This is a genomic window from Dactylosporangium sp. McL0621, from assembly GCF_049995355.1.
Taxonomy (GTDB): domain Bacteria; phylum Actinomycetota; class Actinomycetes; order Mycobacteriales; family Micromonosporaceae; genus Dactylosporangium.
Genome location: NZ_CP188259.1, coordinates 11727397 through 11743090, shown reverse-complemented (window position 1 = coordinate 11743090; position 15694 = coordinate 11727397). Strand labels below are relative to the sequence as shown.

The window sequence follows — 15694 nt, the reverse complement described above, 5'->3', positions numbered from 1 at the left end:
CCGCCCCCAAAAAGGACCGCACCGCGTCGTTGCGCCGGCCGGACATCGCCGTTCTCGTGCTGCTGGGATCTATCGGTATCGTGGTCTGGGTGATTGAGCTGCTGTTCGAGCCGGGGGATCTGGCGCGGATTCGATTCGCGCGGTCGCCCATGCACGAGCTCGTCAGCAGCGTGCGGATTGGTGATCATGCCGATCGGGCTCGGATGCATCGGCCTTGGGTTCAGTCGGTTCGCGGTGGTGTTGCCGGGCTGCGGCTCGAGCTGCTCCCGGCGTTGCTCGCTGATCCGCGGTACGTGCCGGACTTTCTGACGCCGTCGCCGGAGCGGATGGATACGCGGTTCGGCGACGAGCTGGCTCGGGTGCGCAGTGCCCCCGAGGCGGTTGTGCGGGCGCAGCTGGATCTGCTCCGGGGGAGTGGGTCGCTGCCGGCGGCGCTGCTTGCGCTGTACGAGGACCCCGAGCGCGAGCTCGGCCGGCTGGCCGCCGAGCTGCAGGCGTACTGGCGGGTGGCGATCGATCCGGTCTGGTCGCGGCTGGCCGGGCTGCTCGACGCCGAGATCGGTCATCGTGCGGATCAGCTCACCTCCGGCGGCATCGTGCGGCTGCTCGGGAATCTGCATCCGGAGCTGGAGTACGCCGAAGACACGTTGCGGATTCTGTGGCCGACCTGGCAGTCGCGGAACCGGCTCGAGGGAGCCGGCGTGCTGCTGGTGCCGTGCGTGTTCGCGTGGCCTTCGCTGCTTGTCGACACCGATCCGCACTGTCCGGCGCTCGTCTACAGCCCGCGCGGTGTCGGCCAGGTGTGGGACGGCTCGGCCCGGTCGTCGTCGCCGCCCGTCGCCGATCTGCTCGGGCGCAGCCGTGCGGCACTACTGGTACGACTGGATCTTCCGCTTTCCACCACGCAGGTGGCCCGGGATCTCGGCCTGAGCGCGGCGTCGGTCAGCGAGCACCTGTCCGTGCTCCGCCGTTCCGGACTTGTCGCGTCCCGCCGGTCGGGGCGGCAGGTGCTCTACCAGCGCACGGCGCTCGGCACCGACCTCCTGGGGGCCGCATCGCGCACGACCATTCGGTGACAACCGAATCGTGGAGCCGCCGCCTCCATCGAGCCCACCATGTCCGGACAGCACATCGGACATGAGGAGGCTCCATGCGTGTGGTGAAGGCACTCGTTCTGGCCGCGGCCATCGTGGCGGCGACGGCGGGGACGGCGGCCGCGTCCGCCCCGGGCGACGATGGATGGGAGCCGTCGAGCACGCCCCCGTTCGTCATCCCGGCGGGGGACGTGTGCTCCTTCGAGGTCAAGGGCGACATCGTCCGGGACCGCGAGCGGATGCGTACCCCCGCCACCTACCCGGACGGTTCGCCGAAGGTCCAGGACTTCGAGGGCGTGCTGGTCATCCGGTACACCAACACGAGCAACCACAAGACGGTCGTGCGCGACGCCACGGGCACCATCCGCGTGTACTACCTGGCGGACGGCACCCGGATCCTGCAGCTGCACGGCCACAACGCCCTGCCGATCAAGGCGGCCAACGTGGGCTTCCCCGGCGGTGACTACATCACGCACGGCGACTTCGTCGTGATCAGGCATCCGGACGGCAACCGTGAGGTACCGGTGCGGCTCGGCACGAGTGAGAACCTCTGCGACACCCTCGCCTAGATCACGGGCGCCTAGGTCCTGTCCTGCCGATCATGTCGAGCCAAGACGAGGTCCAGATTTCGCCTGCGTGTGCCCCGCGGAGGCCTGGCTACCGGTGTTGTAACCCGGCCTTCGCGGGGTGCGCGCAGCGCCTTGGGCGGGCCGGCTTGGCGCAGCGCGCCGGGCCGGCCTGGGCGAGGGCCTGGGCCCGGCGCAGGCCGGCATGATCGGCAGGACAGGGCCTAGGGGCTGACGACGGCGTCCCCGAGCGCACCGTACGGGCGGGTCGCGTTGCCACAGGAACCCTTCGTGCGTTCGGCCGAGACGGTGAGCATGCGGACCTTGCTGAGGTCGAGGTCGACGGGGACCGACCTGGTGCGGCTCACGGTCTCGGTCAGGGCCGCCTTGCCGTCGAGCTCGATGATGAGCTTCGCGGTGACGTCGGCGGGGGCGGTGACGTCGAGGCCGGCCGTCGCGGTCAGGCGGCGCCAGTTGCCGTCCAGCTGGTAGGTCGCGGTGGCCGGACGCCCCTCGCAGCCGACCCAGAATCCGGTCGAGTCGGGGAAGTGCCGTCCGTTGAGGGTGCTGTCGAGCTGCTGCCCGGAGGAGCCCACGTCGCTCGCGGCGATCGGCATGCGGTGCAGCGGGCGGTCGGCATCGTTTGACGCCTCGCTGTCCGAGCGGACACGGTCGAGCCAGGGGACCACGGTGGCGCCGGCGCATATCGCGACCAGGCCGACGACGGCGGCGACACTGCCGAGGGCGGTCAGCGCCCGGCCGGCCAGACGCGGGACCGGGCCGGGGCTCGGGTTCGCGACCGCAACGGTGCCGACCGGGTGGACCTGGAGCACCCGGTGCCAGGTCGCCGCGTCGATCGGGCCCGCGTAGTTGTGGAAGTCCTGGCGCCTCAGCTGGAACGAGGCCGACAGGTCGAGGAAGCTGTTGGTGGTCGCGCGCCGGTCCCAGGCGTGGGTCGGGATCTGCACGTGATCGTGGCGCTGGCTCTTGTCCTTACTGGTGATCTTCAGGACGTCGAAGTTCTGCCCGTCGCCGCGCAGCACCAGGCAGGGGCGCACCTTCTCGCCCTCGGTCTCGCGGAATGGCACCGCGGCCCACCAGATCTCGCCGGGCTGCGGGTACTGCGGCATCCGCCGCGGACCGCGACCCTGCATCGACCGGCCGGCGAACCAGCCGACCACCCCGGCTACGAGCAGCACGATCCCGGCCGTCAGGACCCAGTTCGCGTGAATGTCTTCCTCCCCGTGGCGTATGTCGATCAAGGCGCCGAACCCGTGGCGTACGTCGATCAAGACGCCGAACCGGGATCATCGCAGAGCAGGCCGGAAACTGAAAGGTGCGGATTGGAGCACCTCTATGCGCCGGACGGCGTTGCGGCGAGTGGCTCGGCGCCGCCGCGACGGGCGCTTGCCGAGTAGGCCATTGTTGGCTCCGCCATTGGCGCCCCTGCGCAGCGCAGGGGGCGTTTCGCTTTGTGGTTCCGGATTCTTCGTGCAGGCTCCGCTTGCTCCCCGGCGCGGGGCTTCACCCACCCACGTCCCCCGGGAATCTGCGCCGTTGTCTACGGCGGGCGTTGCCTGACGTCCGGGCGGTTGTCGCCGTACGGCCCCTGAACTGCCGGTCTCCCTTCCGGGGGTGGGATTCGGCCCCGCTACGCCGGGAATGCGCTACCGTATCCGCGCGGAAGCCCGTTCTGGGTCGAGCGGCACCTCCGCAATTCTTGTGGTTGACGTCATCTCATCGACCTGGACACCCCTGTGACACGGTAGCCTTGTCGCAAGCATCGCAGCGGAGGACGAGTACGACATGAAAAGCAACGGTCCCGCCCCCGAGCCGCGGTCCCTCCGGGACGACGATATTCCGCTGCACCTTTTGCTTGCCGTGCGGGACGAGGAGTCGGCCCTGGCCAAGTCGATCCGGAGGGTGTCCGATGCCGCTCGACGGAATCCCGCAAACTCGGTCGCTGCGTTCAACAACTACATCTGACGCCGTCGAGAATGCTCGTGACCAGCCGATCAGTCAGGTTCTGCTGAAGATCCACAGCCGCTGCAATCTGTCTTGCGACTATTGTTACGTATACACTCATATCGATCAAAGCTGGCGAAATCAGCCGACCGTGATGTCGGATCACGTGATCGATCTGGCCGCCCGTCGCATCGCCGAGCACGTTGACGCCCATGACTTGCAAGCGGTGACGGTGATCCTGCACGGCGGCGAGCCACTGCTTGCCGGGCCGGCCGTGATCGAGCGCGCGATCACCGCCGTGCGAGCGCAGGTGCGCCCGGAGACCCGCATCGCCCTGCACGTGCAGACGAACGGGCTGCTGCTGGACGACGAGTTTCTGCGCTTGTTCGCGCGCTACGGCGTGCGGGTCGGGGTGAGCCTGGACGGCGGCCCGGTGCATAACGACCGTCGCCGGGTATTCGCCAACGGGCGGGGCAGTTACGCGGACGTGGCGGCTGCGTTGCGCAGGCTCGCCGAGCACCCGGAGCGGTACGGCGGTATCCTGTGCACCATTCATCTGGACAATGAACCGCTGGCCGTCTATCGGGAACTGTTGTCGTTCGCGCCGCCGCGCATCGATTTTCTGCTCCCGCACGGGAATTGGACCACGCCTCCGCCCGGAAGGGATCCGGAAACCGTCGACACGCCATACGCCGACTGGCTGATCCCAATCTTCGATGAATGGTTCGACGCGCCCGCCCAGCCCATCGGCATCAGGCTTTTCGAGTCGATACTCGATCTCCTTCTCGGCGGGCCCAGCGGGACGGAGGCGCTCGGACTCGGCCCGATCGATCTACTCATTGTTGAAACGGACGGATCGATCGAGCAGGGTGATGCTCTGAAAACCACCGAGTCCGGCATGGCGGCGACCGGGTTGCATGTACGTTCGGCCACCTTCGACGAAGCGCTGGCCCATCCCGGCTTCCGCGCCCGGCAGGCCGGGATCAATGGGCTCTCGGCCACGTGCCGGACCTGCCCGGTGGTTCGGGTCTGCGGAGGCGGGCACTACGCGCACCGGTACCGGGCCGGCAACGGTTTCGACAACCCGTCCGTCTACTGCCCGGACCTGATGCGCCTGATCCGTCACGCGCAGCGGCGGCTGACGGCGCGGCTCACCGCGAGCTGACGCGGCTCACAGCTGCGACAGATCGATCTCGCAGTCCCAGCGCTCGAACCCGGCGATCGCCATGGTCATCGGATGGTCCCGGCCGAGTGACCGGACCGCGAGCGCGTGGAGGTCGGACCGGAAATCCTCGAGGCCGTCCGTGTCCGCAAGGGCGGCCCGGCTGGCCGCGATGTTGCAGCCGGCGACCAACCGCTCGGGATGGGCCGTGCCCAGCACGCGCTCCATCCGGGCGAACGCGTCGAGCTCCAGCTCCAGCGCCCGGGCCGGCTCTCCGGCCGCGAAACGGGTGTTCGCCAGGATGATCATGCACTGCAGCACATAGGGGTAGTCGGGCCCGATGATCGCTGTCAGCCGGCTCAACGTGTCCTCGGCGGTGAGCCGTGCCGCGTCGATCTCGCCGGCCCGGCGGAGCACGACGGCCAGATTGCAAGCGGCCCCGAGCGAGAACAGATTCTGCGCGCCGAACTTGTCGCGGTGCCGGTCCACGCACTCCTGCTGCAGCCGGAGCGCCTCGGTCTGGTTCCCGAGTGCCGAGTACGTCATGGCGAGCGTGTTGAGGCAGTTGAGCCGGTCCGGGTGATCCAGTGGCCGATTCGCCACGAATGCATCGTGGACCAGGTCCCGGGCGATTCCCAGTTCGCCGAGCCGGCGATGGGTGGCGGCCAGCTCGACGGCCGCCCGCAGCGTCGTCGGATCGTCCTCGCCGAGAAGGCCTCGGCAGCCGTTCAGGGTGCTCTCCAGCAGCCGGCGCGAGGCGCGGTAGTCGCCGCTGAAGCGCATCGTGCGGCCGTAGCTCACCGCCGAGAACAGCGAGTCGGGGTGCCGGTCGGACAACGTGCGGCGTCGCCCCGTGTAGGCGCTGGTGTGCAGGCGGAGCGCCACTGTGTAGTCGCCCATCCGCTCCAGATGTACCGCAAGGTTGTTCATGGCCCGGTAGGTGCGCCGGTGCTCCACCCCGAACAGGTCGATCGAGTTGTTGAGCGCCTCCTCCAGCAGGGCGCGGGTGCGTTCGAAGTCGCCGCGCGCCCACAGGTCGGCGGCGAGGCCGGCCATGGACATGATGCTGTACTGGTTGCGCGGCCCGACCGTCGCCATCAACCCGGCGTACGCCTCCTCGCTGAGGTCGCGGCTGCGGTTCAGGTCGCCCGCCGCGCGCAGCGCATTGGCCAGGAAGACCTTGGCGATGAGCGCCTTCTCGTCCTCGACGGGCCACTGCGACGACCAGACCCGCAGCGCCGCGTCGCCGAGTTCGGCGCTGCCGATGAAGTCCGAACGACGATAGAGGTATCGGATCACGTCGAGGATCAGCTGGCGGGTGGCGTCGACGGTGGCGTGGAGCGCGTCGGAGGTCACGACGTGCGGCCAGAGGCCGTCCCAGCGGTCCCAGGTCTCGGGCCGGTCGGAGTCGCCGGGGGCCGCCTCCACCAGGATGTGGTGGACCTGGCGGCGGTACACGTCGGCGACCTCGATCGGCAGACTCTCACGGATGACCGCCAGCACCAGGCGGTGCATCTGCAGGCTCTCCTCGACCTCGTCGAAGCTCGCCAGGCCGAACCGGCGCACCTCCGTGATCAGGTTGCCGAACGCCACGTCGTCGCGCAGCGCCGGGTCCTCGCCGGCGACGAAGTCGATCAGGTCATGGCTGTAGAGCAGGGACGCGGGCACCGGCTCGGGGCCGAAGAAGGCCAGCAGCTCGACCAGCCGGGCGGCCCCGGGCGAACGTTCCCGCAGCTGGTCGAGCGACAGTAGCCAGGTGATCGCGCCGGCCCGCTCGTAGCCGGCCGGGGGGTTCTCGGCGAGCATGCGTGACAGTTGGTTGTCGACCAGCGTGAGGTAGCGCTCGATCGGCATCCGGGTGGCGGCCAACCACGATCCGGCCTGTTCGATGGCGAGCGGCAGGTCGCCCAGCCGCTCGGCGATGCGGTCGGCCTCGGCGGGGCTGAGTGCGGGCAGCCGCAGCCGCAGCAGGTCGATGCTCTCTTTCCGGCTGAACGGCATGATCTCGATGCTCTGCACGGGCACCGGCCAGGCCGGGCTGCGCGAAGTGATGAGCACGTGACCCGAACCGTCGGGGATCAGGCCCTCGAGATCGGCCGGATCGCGGGCCGAGTCGAAGATGATGAGCCAGCGGGCGTACGGCCGCCCCTGTCGCAGGGCGTCGAGCAGAAGACGAATCCGCTCCGCCGTGGTGTCGGTGGCGGGCACATGCAGTTCATCGGCGAGGTCGACCAGGTTGGCCCGGACGATGCCGCTCTGGGCGGCCGGCACCCACCACACCGCGTCGTAGTCGGCCGCGAATCGGTGCGCGTACTCGGTGGCGATCTGGGTCTTGCCCACGCCACCGAGACCGCTGATGGCCACCGGCACGGTCGAGTCCGAGCGGGGTGACAGCTGCTCGCGAATCGCGGCGAGCACCTCACGGCGGCCGGTGAAGCTCACGTTGCGCAAGGGCAGGCGTTGCACGGCGGGCGGGTTGCCCGGAAAACGGGGCTCGCCGAGCGCCCCGGCCCGCGGGTCGCTCGCCGGCCAGTTGAGGGCCGTGAGGAGGGCGGTGCGCGCCCGCTCGGCCGTCATGCCGGACAGCTCGATGGCGCCGAACCCCTCGAGTTCGGTCGGCGGATTGGTGCCGTCCAGCGAGATCGGCAGCACCGCCGGCCGGCGCGGGCCGGTGCTCGCCGAGCCCTGCAGCCAGCCCGTGCTTCCCGCCGGGATCTGATACGAGGCGGAGACCAGCACCGCGATGAGGTCGATGTGCGGGTCGGACTCGGGCGCGGCCGCAATGGTCTCGCGGAGCACCGTCGGCAGACCGACCTCGTTCAACACGCCCGACACCCACTCCGCCCACATCCGGTCCTCGGCGGCGTGGCTGATGAGTACCCGGGTCATCGCCCGCGGCCGGGTGCGCTCGAACTTCGCGAGCCAGAAGCGCCGTACCGACTCCTCCATGGGCGCCATGTCCGGCAGCCGAGCGGCGCCCGCTATCCGGCGGGCGAGCCGCTCATAGGCGGCGAGCAGCGTGGTGGGCTGGCCCGGCCGGTCGCCGAAGACGCTGAGGATCTCCTCGTAGGCGTAGTACACCCGGTACGGGATCTCCATCTCCGCCCAGTACCGCGTCATCGCCTCGATGTCGAAGCCGTCGAGGAACTGGGCGAAGCGCAGCCAGGCGTAGTCGCGCCCGGCGTCGAGCTTGCCCTTCTCGCCGTCCTCTACCCGCATGGGCACGGGTAGCTGGCGCACCGGTGCGTCGACGCGCTGGTTCTGGATCGATCGGGCCACCGTGACGGCCCCGTCGATGCTCTGCGTGCTGAGGGTGAAGCAGTTGACCACGAGATCGGGCAGCAGAACGGTGCAGATGCCGGCGCTGTCACTCAGCCCGGTGCGGCTGTCGATCAGAACGAAGTCGTAGAGCTCGCGCATATTGTCGCGCAGCGCGGTGAGGAACGCCGCGCCGCCGAGCCCGTCGTAGAAGCTCGGCCAGTCGAACGTGCTGACCGTCGCCGAGTACGCCGGACCTTGCCGGCCCGCGGGCAGCAGGTCGAGCTCCCCCTTTCCGCCGGCGAACCGCCAGTCCAGCGAGACCGCATAGCGCCGCACATCGGCGGCCGGCAGGTCGCGGGGGTCCGGCTGATGGGCGGCGACGTCGGCGTACTCCCGGATCAGGTCGATGACCCCGTCGGACGTGTGCAGCTGGGGGTCCTTGAGGAACGGATGAAAAAACCGGTGCACGCCGGGCGACTCGAGGTCCCAGTCGACGACGAGCACCCGGTGTCCGGCGCTGGCCAGGATCCAAGCCACGTTGGCCACGGCCATCGTGCGCCCGGTGCCGCCCTTGTAGGAGTAGAAGGTGACGACCTGGCCGCCGCCGTGCTGGTCCTGGGTCATCGTTCCCTCTCAGGGTCCCTCGAGGATCGGGCGGGCCATTCCAGAGCCCGCCGGCGGGGACGGCACGCCGCCCCGGGCGGCGAACCCACGGTTGCGTGCGGTCTCAAGGACGATCTGCAGGTCTTCGTCGAAGGCCCGGTGCGACAGGATGTCCTGGCGGTAGGCGAGCGAGTCACGGGTGGCGATCCGGTCGAGGAAAACGCTGCGCAACCCGTCGGACAGCAGCCGCCAGCGCTCCTCGGTCTCGGAGTCCTCGGTATTGCGGGGCACCAGCGCGGCGGCGGCCGTGCGGCGTTCCTCGTGCCGCTCCAGCGCCTGCCGGTACACGTCCATCTGGCTGGCCCAGGCGTCGACGAGCAACACGACGATCCGGGCGCCACCCTCTGAGTCCCCGGCCCCCACCGGGTTCAGCGATATCGACGACGCGCCGGCCGTAAGTCCACGGCGGGCGGCGATCTCGCGGGCGTATCCGGCCAGCGGCACGGTGTGCGTCGACGCGTACGGTATCCAGTCCACCGACCGCTCGCCGTAGAAACTTACGTCCTGGCGCACCCGGCGAGCCTCGTCGCGGTTCGGCGCGGCGACGATGAAGTGCACATCGTCAGTCTTCGGAGGGCTGGGCGGCCGCTCGGCCTCCGACTCCGGGTGGAACGCGCTCGGGGCGGAGGCGAACTCGGTGCGTTCCGAGATGGAAAGGGGCGGCAGCCGGTTCACCTCGGCGTTGTCGACGACGTGCTGGGCCAGCAGGGAAATGGCCTCGAGGTACTCGTCGCGGTAACGGCTCAGCCGCATCAGCTGGCGCAGGCCGTCGCGCCGGTATGCGGCGCTGAAGTGCTCCTGGTCGTACTGGACCCGCTGCATGGCCGGCGGCATGCGTCGCGGCGGCAGCCACAGCGCCGGCAGCAGCGCGGTCGAGCGGCGGCCGGACCGCTGCTCGAACTGGTCGCACCGCTTCGCGAAGAGGTGCCACTCCTGGCCGCACGGCTCGCTCAGGATGTACCGCGGCGAGCACAGGCCGATGAACGTGGTGCACGTCGCCAGCGCGTCGACCAGCTCCTTGGACCAGATCGTCCCCATCTCCATGTTGCGGTCGAAGAAGCCGACGGTTTCGCCGCTGTGCAGCCCGGCGCGCACCCGCACCTCGCCGGACAGATCCTGGAAGAACTGCTCGACGTACGGGTCGTCGTCGCTGCGGGCGTAGCTCAGGAAGAAGTACGGCGGCGCCGCCGCTGGGCGGGCCGGTCGTGAGGCGGGCAGGCCGATAGAACTCATCGGACGGCTCCGCCGTACGAGTGAACGTACAGATGACGCAAGAACACGCCGAAATTGACATTTGCGGGAAAACCCGCGACATACGGACCGCACACCATTGGGCGCCCTGACTTGTCGTCGCCTGGCGGTGCGGACATGGCTGGAACACATCCCCGAAACGGTGGTCAGCAGACGGCGGTGCGGGCCCGGCGATGGGCTCGAGTCGGCCCCGCCGTCTCATCATGCCTGGCGGCCGCCACTTTTGGTAGAACGCGCGTTCAGCGATCGGGCGATGAGGCTATGGCTCTTTGCGTCGAGATCTATTACCCTGAAGGTCGAATATTGTTTCCATTGACTCGGTGGCGAGAACTCTATTGGCGTACGCAAATATCGAATGTTAGGCTCCTGCGACTGAAGTGTCTCGGTTGAAGGTCGCAAGCGCCACCATTGCCGTGCCTGTGTAGCAGGAGGACGTATGTGCCCTTGCCTGCGGGCCCGATCTCACCGAGCGGTCCGGACCTCGACGGGTGCGGCGGCCGGTGGCACGAAGGTGGCCGTTGGGTCGGCGCCGCGGATCGGCCCCTTCGACGTCGCCAGACACCCTCGGGCGAAGACCGGTTTCCGTGCCCGGCCGAGGAGGGGTCGGTGCCACAGTTCTTCCTGAGCCGGGCGGTCGGCTACGACGACCGTTACGTCACCCGATTCTTCCGTGACCTCTCGGCCAAGGTGGGCGAGCTGACCGGCGCCCATGGCGAGATCGGCTACATGCGCCCTCCGGGCGGGCCGCCGTGGCCGAACGAGGTGCTGGAGGCGCTGAGCTCGTGCCAGGTGTTCGTCGAGCTGCGCTCGCCCGCGTCGGTCCTGAGCCGTTGGTGCGTCGGTGAGCGTGCCGTCTTCGAGGAGCGGCTCCGGCGGCACACCGCCCGTACGGGGCAGGTCGTCAAGGCCCTGATCCCGCTCGTGTGGGCGGAAGATCCCCTCGGCCCGCACAGCGACGCGGAGAAGATCGGCGAGCTCGTCCGGCACCATGCCGAGCGGAACCGCTACGAGGCTTGCGTCACGGCCGTCGGGCAGCGCGTCGCCGACCTGGTGACCCACGACCGGCTTCCCAAGGGCGACACCGACCTGGACCCCGCCGGCTTCGTGGCCGACGAGGCGGGCCTGGGCACGGCCCGGCAGGTGCACTTCGTTGTCGCGGCGGCGAGCACCGAGGAGATGGCGCTGGCGCGGGTCCGCCGGGATCTGCGCTACTACGGCGAGCAGGCGCGGGACTGGCATCCCTACGATCCGGCGACCTATGCCTCGCCGCTGGCCGAGCAGGCGCGCGCCATCGCCGCCGATCAGCTGTTCGGTTCGGACGTCACCGATCTGCGGCAGCTCACCGAGCGACTCGAGGCGGCGCGCGCGAACAACCACATCGTCGTTCTGCTCGTGGACCTGTGGGTGACCCGGCTGCCCGGCCGCCACCAGCAGCTGTCGACGCTCGCCAGGACCGGCGAAGCGACCGTGGCGGTGCTGGCCCCGCTGAGCGCCATGGATGCCGAGACGGTGCGGCACCGCGACGATCTGCGCTCCGAGCTGACCCGGGCGGTGCTGGCGGACATGACCGAGCGGGATGCGCCGACCCGGCTGGCGATCGAGAGCAGCGAAGCCTTTGTGGAGAACCTGATCTCGGCCCTCGAAGAGGCCCAGAACCGATTGTTCAGCCGGGGCAGGGTGTTTCGCCGACCGGCGGTCGAGTCCGCGACGAGCCGGCCGATCCTGCAAGGCCCTTGATCGACGTCCGGCAAAGAGTTGCCCGCCTGTTGCATAGTCGAAACCGAGTAGGAAAGGTGAGTGGCTGCGATGACCGACGCTGATGAGCCGGGTCTGGATGGTCGGATCATCACCTTCTATTCGTACAAGGGCGGCGCCGGGCGCACGATGGCCCTCGCCAATGTGGCGTGGATTCTCGCCAGCAACGGGGCTCGGGTGCTCGTGGTCGACTGGGACCTCGAGTCGCCGGGTCTGCACCGGTATTTCCACCCGTTCCTGGAGGACAAGGAACTGCGCGGGTCGCCCGGCGGGGTCATCGACATGATCCGGGCGTTTGCGATGGCCGCCACGCATCCGGGTGACGACCCGAGCGCCGAGCTCGGCCCGGACGAGGTGGACCGGCTCGCTCGGGTTGCGGCGTACTCGACTTCGCTGAACTACACCTTTCCCGAGGACGGCCGCATCGAGCTGCTGTCCGCCGGGCGGCAGGTTCCCGAGTACTCGACCCGGGTGAGCACCTTCAACTGGGACGACTTCTACGACCGCCTCGGCGGGCAGGCGTTCCTGGCCGCGCTACGCCGCAACATGCGCCGTGAGCACGACTTCATCCTCATCGACAGCCGCACCGGTCTCAGTGACAACGCCGGTATCTGCACCGTCTTCCTGCCGGACGTGCTCGTCAACTGCTTCACCATGAGCACGCAGAGCATCGACGGTGCCGTGGCGATCGCCCGCTCGGTCCGCAAGCTCCGCACCGCGCCGATCGACATCTTTCCGGTGCCGACCCGCGTCGAGGACGGCGAGCAGATCAAGCTCGAGCGCAGCCGCACCCTGGCGCGCCATCGCTTCGAGCCGTTCATTCCGGTGAGCGTTGCGGAGGCCGAGGAGTACTGGGGCTCGGTCGAGATCCCCTACAAGATCTACTACGCCTACGAGGAGATTCTTGCCGCGTTCGGCGACCGCCCCCGCCAGGAGGGCACCCTGCTGTCCGCCTATGAGCGTCTGGCGAGCAAGCTCACCGGGGTCGAACGCGAGCTGGGGGCCGTCGCCGAGGCGACCCGGCTGCAGTGGCTGGCCGAATTCGAACGTACGGCCGCCGCCACGGCGCCCGGCGACCCGATCGTGATCAGCTACGCGCCCCGGGATCGGATCTGGGCTGAGTGGATCAGCGCCGAGCTGCGGCTCGTCGACCAGCCGTACGAGCTTCGCGAGCTGCGTACGTCCGGCGGCGCCACGGAGGGGGCGAGCCGGGTCGTGGCGCTGCTGTCCGAGGAGTACCTGCGCTCGTCCGCGGCCGAGCGGACGCTGCGGAACGCAACCTCCCGGCCGTACCGCGGGCGCGGCCAGTTCCTGGTCCCGCTCCGGCTGGACGGCACGGAGTTGCCCAAGGCCTTGGTGGGCAGCGCGGTGCCGAACCTCCGGGATCTGACCGCGGCCCGGGCCCGGGAGGTGCTGCTGGCCGCGTTGGACCTGGCCGACGTTGCGGTTCCGCTCGTCGGCGAGAACGGCCCGGGCCCGCGCTACCCCGCGACGATGCCGGGCATCTGGAAAGTTCCGGCCCGAAACCCGGTATTCACCGGCCGTGAGGGGCTGCTCGACCGGCTCCGCGGCCGGTTGATCGACAGCGCCTTCACCCGGCCGGTGGCGCTGACAGGCCTGAGCGGCGTGGGCAAAACGCAGATCGCGCTGGAGTACGCCCACCGTTTCGCCGCGCACTATGACCTCGTTTGGTGGATTTCGGCGGATCAGCCGGCGATCGTCCGGGTGGAACTGGCACGGCTGGCGGGTCCGTTGCGGCTGAACGCCGGCGCGGACACCACCGGCCAGGTCGATGCGGTGCTGCAGGCCCTGCGCCAGGGCGACCGGCTGCGCCGGTGGTTGATCATTTTCGACAATCCCGACGACCCCGAGGGGATCGCGGAGTTCCTGCCGGCCGGCCCGGGAGATGTCGTGATTACGACAAGGAACCCGGACTGGGCCCAGCACGCGGAACGGATCGAGGTCGGCGTATTCGCCAGGCGGGAGAGCATCGAGCTCATCGCCAGGAAGATCGACTCGTTGTCCGAGGTGGAGGCCGATGCCGTGGCCGATCGGCTCGGCGATCTCCCCTTGGTGGTGGAGCAGGCCGCCGCGTGGCTGCAGGAGACCGGGATGCCGGTCCGCAACTATCTCGAGCTGCTGCAGTCCCGCCCGGCCGCGGTGCTGGCCGAGTCGTCCTCGGGCTACGGGGCCTCGGCCGCCGCGACCTGGACGCTGTCGATGCAACGACTGGAGGAACGGCAGCCCGCGGCCGCCCGGCTGATGGAGCTGCTTGCCTTCTTCAGCCCAGAACCGGTCCCGACATGGTTGCTACAGACCCCTGCTATGACCGAGGAGCTTGCTAGAGTCGACCGGTCCATGCGTGACCCCCTGCTGCACGGCTCCCTGATCCGGGAGATCGGCAGGTTTGCCCTGGCCAGGGTTGATCCCTCGATAAGCGCTGTTCGCGTCCACCGGCTGGTGCAATCTGTAATCAGGGACGCGCTGAGCGAAACTGATTCGGAGACGACGAGGGTGCAGGTTCAGGAGATCCTCGCCGCGGCCGCAGCGGCCCGGCAGGGTGGGGCGGACGACCAGGACAACTGGTCGATCTACGATGAACTGCGTCCGCATCTGGTTCCGTCGGGCGCGCTGCGCTCGCGCGAGGACGCCGTCCGTCAGCTGGTCATCACCATGGTCCGGTTCCTGCGACTGCGCGGCGACCTCGCCGGCAGCGAGGAGCTCGCCAAGCAGGCCCTCGACGAGTGGTCCGCAACGGGTGACGAGACCGACCGCGAGATGACCCTGCGGTTGAAGGTGCAGCTGGCCAACGTCCTGCGCACCGCGGGTCGTGACGACGAGTCCCGGCAGCTCAGCCACGAGGTCACGGAGGAACTCACCGAGCTCGTGGGCCCGGACCACCCGTACCGTCTGGAGGCGGCCGGTGGGCTCGCCGCCGACCTCTGGTCGGCCGGGCAGTACCAGGAGGGTCTTGCGCTCAACCGCGAGCTGCTCGACCGCTGGCGCGAGGGGTTCGGCGAGGACCACCCTCGCACGCTGATGGCGGCCAACAATCTGGCTCACGCGGAGCGCCTGTGCGGCAACCTCGCGGAGGCGGTGCGGCTGGACGCCGACACGCTGCGCCGTCGGACCAAGACGCTGGGCACGGACGACATCTGGACGCTGTGGTCCGCCATCTACTACAGCCTCGGCGTGCGTGAGGTCGGCAGCTACGAGGAGGCCCGGGACCTGCTGCAGCGGACCGTGGAGGAGTGCAACCGCACGCTCGGCCGGGAACACGAGCAGTCGCTGCGGGCGTCCCGCATCCTGGCCGGAACGCTGCGCCGGATGGGCCGGGCGGCGGAGGCCGAGCGGCTCGCCGCGGAGACGTACGCCGGGTACAAGAAGACCCTCGGTGCGAAGCATCGCGAGACGATGCTCGCCGAACTCGAGGTCGCCTGCACCCGCTCCGCGGCCGGCGATCACGGGCAGGCCGACGAGCTGGCGGCCGAGGTCCTGGACTACTACACCGACCAGTACAAGAGCGACAACCCCTACAGCCTGGCCGCTGCCAATGACCGCGCCATCTTCAAGATCCGAGCGGGCGACGGCGCAGGCGCGCTGGCCATCCTCGCGGACGTGTTCGAGACGTACCAGGCGAAGCTCGGCGACGAGCACCCGTCGACGCTCATCTGCTGCCTCAACCTCGCCAACGCGTGCTTCCTCACCGGCGACACCGCCCGCGCTCACCGGCTCGACGAGCGCACCCACGCCCGGCTGCGCCAGACGTTCGGCGCCGAGCACCCGGTCGTCATCGCCGCCACCAACAACCTGGCGATCAGCCTGCACGCCACCGGTCAGGAGCGTGACGCCGAACGCCTGTTCACGGAGGCGGCGCGGCTTGCGCGGGACGTGCTGGGCCCGGAGCACCCCAACACCCTCGCCATCGGCGAGCGGACCCGTATCAACACCGACATCGAGCCGTTCACGCCATGAGC

The 15694-nt window shown here is 69.4% G+C and carries 8 protein-coding genes; 5 read left to right on the top strand and 3 right to left on the bottom strand.

Annotated elements, in window-relative coordinates; translation table 11 throughout:
• Positions 1 to 89: 89 nt before the first annotated feature.
• Positions 90 to 1076 (top strand): DUF5937 family protein, encoded by a 987-nt coding sequence (locus ACPPVO_RS55705; protein ID WP_426507737.1) that lies wholly within the window; start codon positions 90 to 92, stop codon positions 1074 to 1076.
• 74 nt (positions 1077 to 1150) lie between these two features.
• A complete protein-coding gene (locus ACPPVO_RS55700; RefSeq protein WP_426507736.1) occupies positions 1151 to 1663 on the top strand; it encodes a hypothetical protein in 513 nt (170 codons plus the stop codon).
• A 221-nt stretch (positions 1664 to 1884) separates the two neighbouring features.
• On the opposite strand, the gene ACPPVO_RS55695 is transcribed toward ACPPVO_RS55700, so the two are convergent.
• Positions 1885 to 2952 (bottom strand): type II toxin-antitoxin system PemK/MazF family toxin, encoded by a 1068-nt coding sequence (locus tag ACPPVO_RS55695; protein WP_426507734.1) that lies wholly within the window; start codon positions 2950 to 2952, stop codon positions 1885 to 1887.
• A 638-nt stretch (positions 2953 to 3590) separates the two neighbouring features.
• Between ACPPVO_RS55695 and ACPPVO_RS55690 the strand changes: the two genes are divergently transcribed.
• Complete coding sequence (locus tag ACPPVO_RS55690; protein ID WP_426507733.1) at positions 3591 to 4790, top strand: FxsB family cyclophane-forming radical SAM/SPASM peptide maturase; 1200 nt, start codon at positions 3591 to 3593, stop codon at positions 4788 to 4790.
• A gap of 6 nt (positions 4791 to 4796) precedes the next feature.
• Here the strand turns inward: ACPPVO_RS55690 and fxsT (ACPPVO_RS55685) are convergent, their stop codons facing one another.
• Together fxsT (ACPPVO_RS55685) and ACPPVO_RS55680 are read right to left on the bottom strand one after the other, a co-directional pair.
• Entirely contained in the window at positions 4797 to 8672 is a 3876-nt protein-coding gene (gene fxsT / locus ACPPVO_RS55685) for an FxSxx-COOH system tetratricopeptide repeat protein (RefSeq protein ID WP_426507731.1), read from the bottom strand.
• Between the two features lie 9 nt (positions 8673 to 8681).
• A complete protein-coding gene (locus tag ACPPVO_RS55680; protein WP_426507729.1) occupies positions 8682 to 9944 on the bottom strand; it encodes a TIR-like protein FxsC in 1263 nt (420 codons plus the stop codon).
• 705 nt (positions 9945 to 10649) lie between these two features.
• Between ACPPVO_RS55680 and fsxC the strand changes: the two genes are divergently transcribed.
• Positions 10650 to 11699 carry an FxsC protein gene (gene fsxC / locus ACPPVO_RS55675; protein WP_426507727.1) on the top strand — a complete coding sequence of 350 codons (1050 nt, stop codon included), beginning with the start codon at positions 10650 to 10652 and terminating at the stop codon, positions 11697 to 11699.
• Between the two features lie 69 nt (positions 11700 to 11768).
• Positions 11769 to 15692, top strand: coding sequence for an FxSxx-COOH system tetratricopeptide repeat protein (gene fxsT, locus ACPPVO_RS55670; protein ID WP_426507726.1), 3924 nt, complete (start codon positions 11769 to 11771; stop codon positions 15690 to 15692).
• Positions 15693 to 15694: the final 2 nt, after the last annotated feature.

What these genes read in the sequence shown, in the direction of transcription:
- fxsT (WP_426507731.1), bottom strand. Translation starts at nt 8,672, where the DNA reads ATGACCCAGGACCAGCACGGCGGCGGCCAGGTCGTCACCTTCTACTCC.
- ACPPVO_RS55680 (WP_426507729.1), bottom strand. Translation starts at nt 9,944, where the DNA reads ATGAGTTCTATCGGCCTGCCCGCCTCACGACCGGCCCGCCCAGCGGCG.
- ACPPVO_RS55700 (WP_426507736.1), top strand. Translation starts at nt 1,151, where the DNA reads ATGCGTGTGGTGAAGGCACTCGTTCTGGCCGCGGCCATCGTGGCGGCG.
- fxsT (WP_426507726.1), top strand. Translation starts at nt 11,769, where the DNA reads ATGACCGACGCTGATGAGCCGGGTCTGGATGGTCGGATCATCACCTTC.
- ACPPVO_RS55690 (WP_426507733.1), top strand. Translation starts at nt 3,591, where the DNA reads ATGCCGCTCGACGGAATCCCGCAAACTCGGTCGCTGCGTTCAACAACT.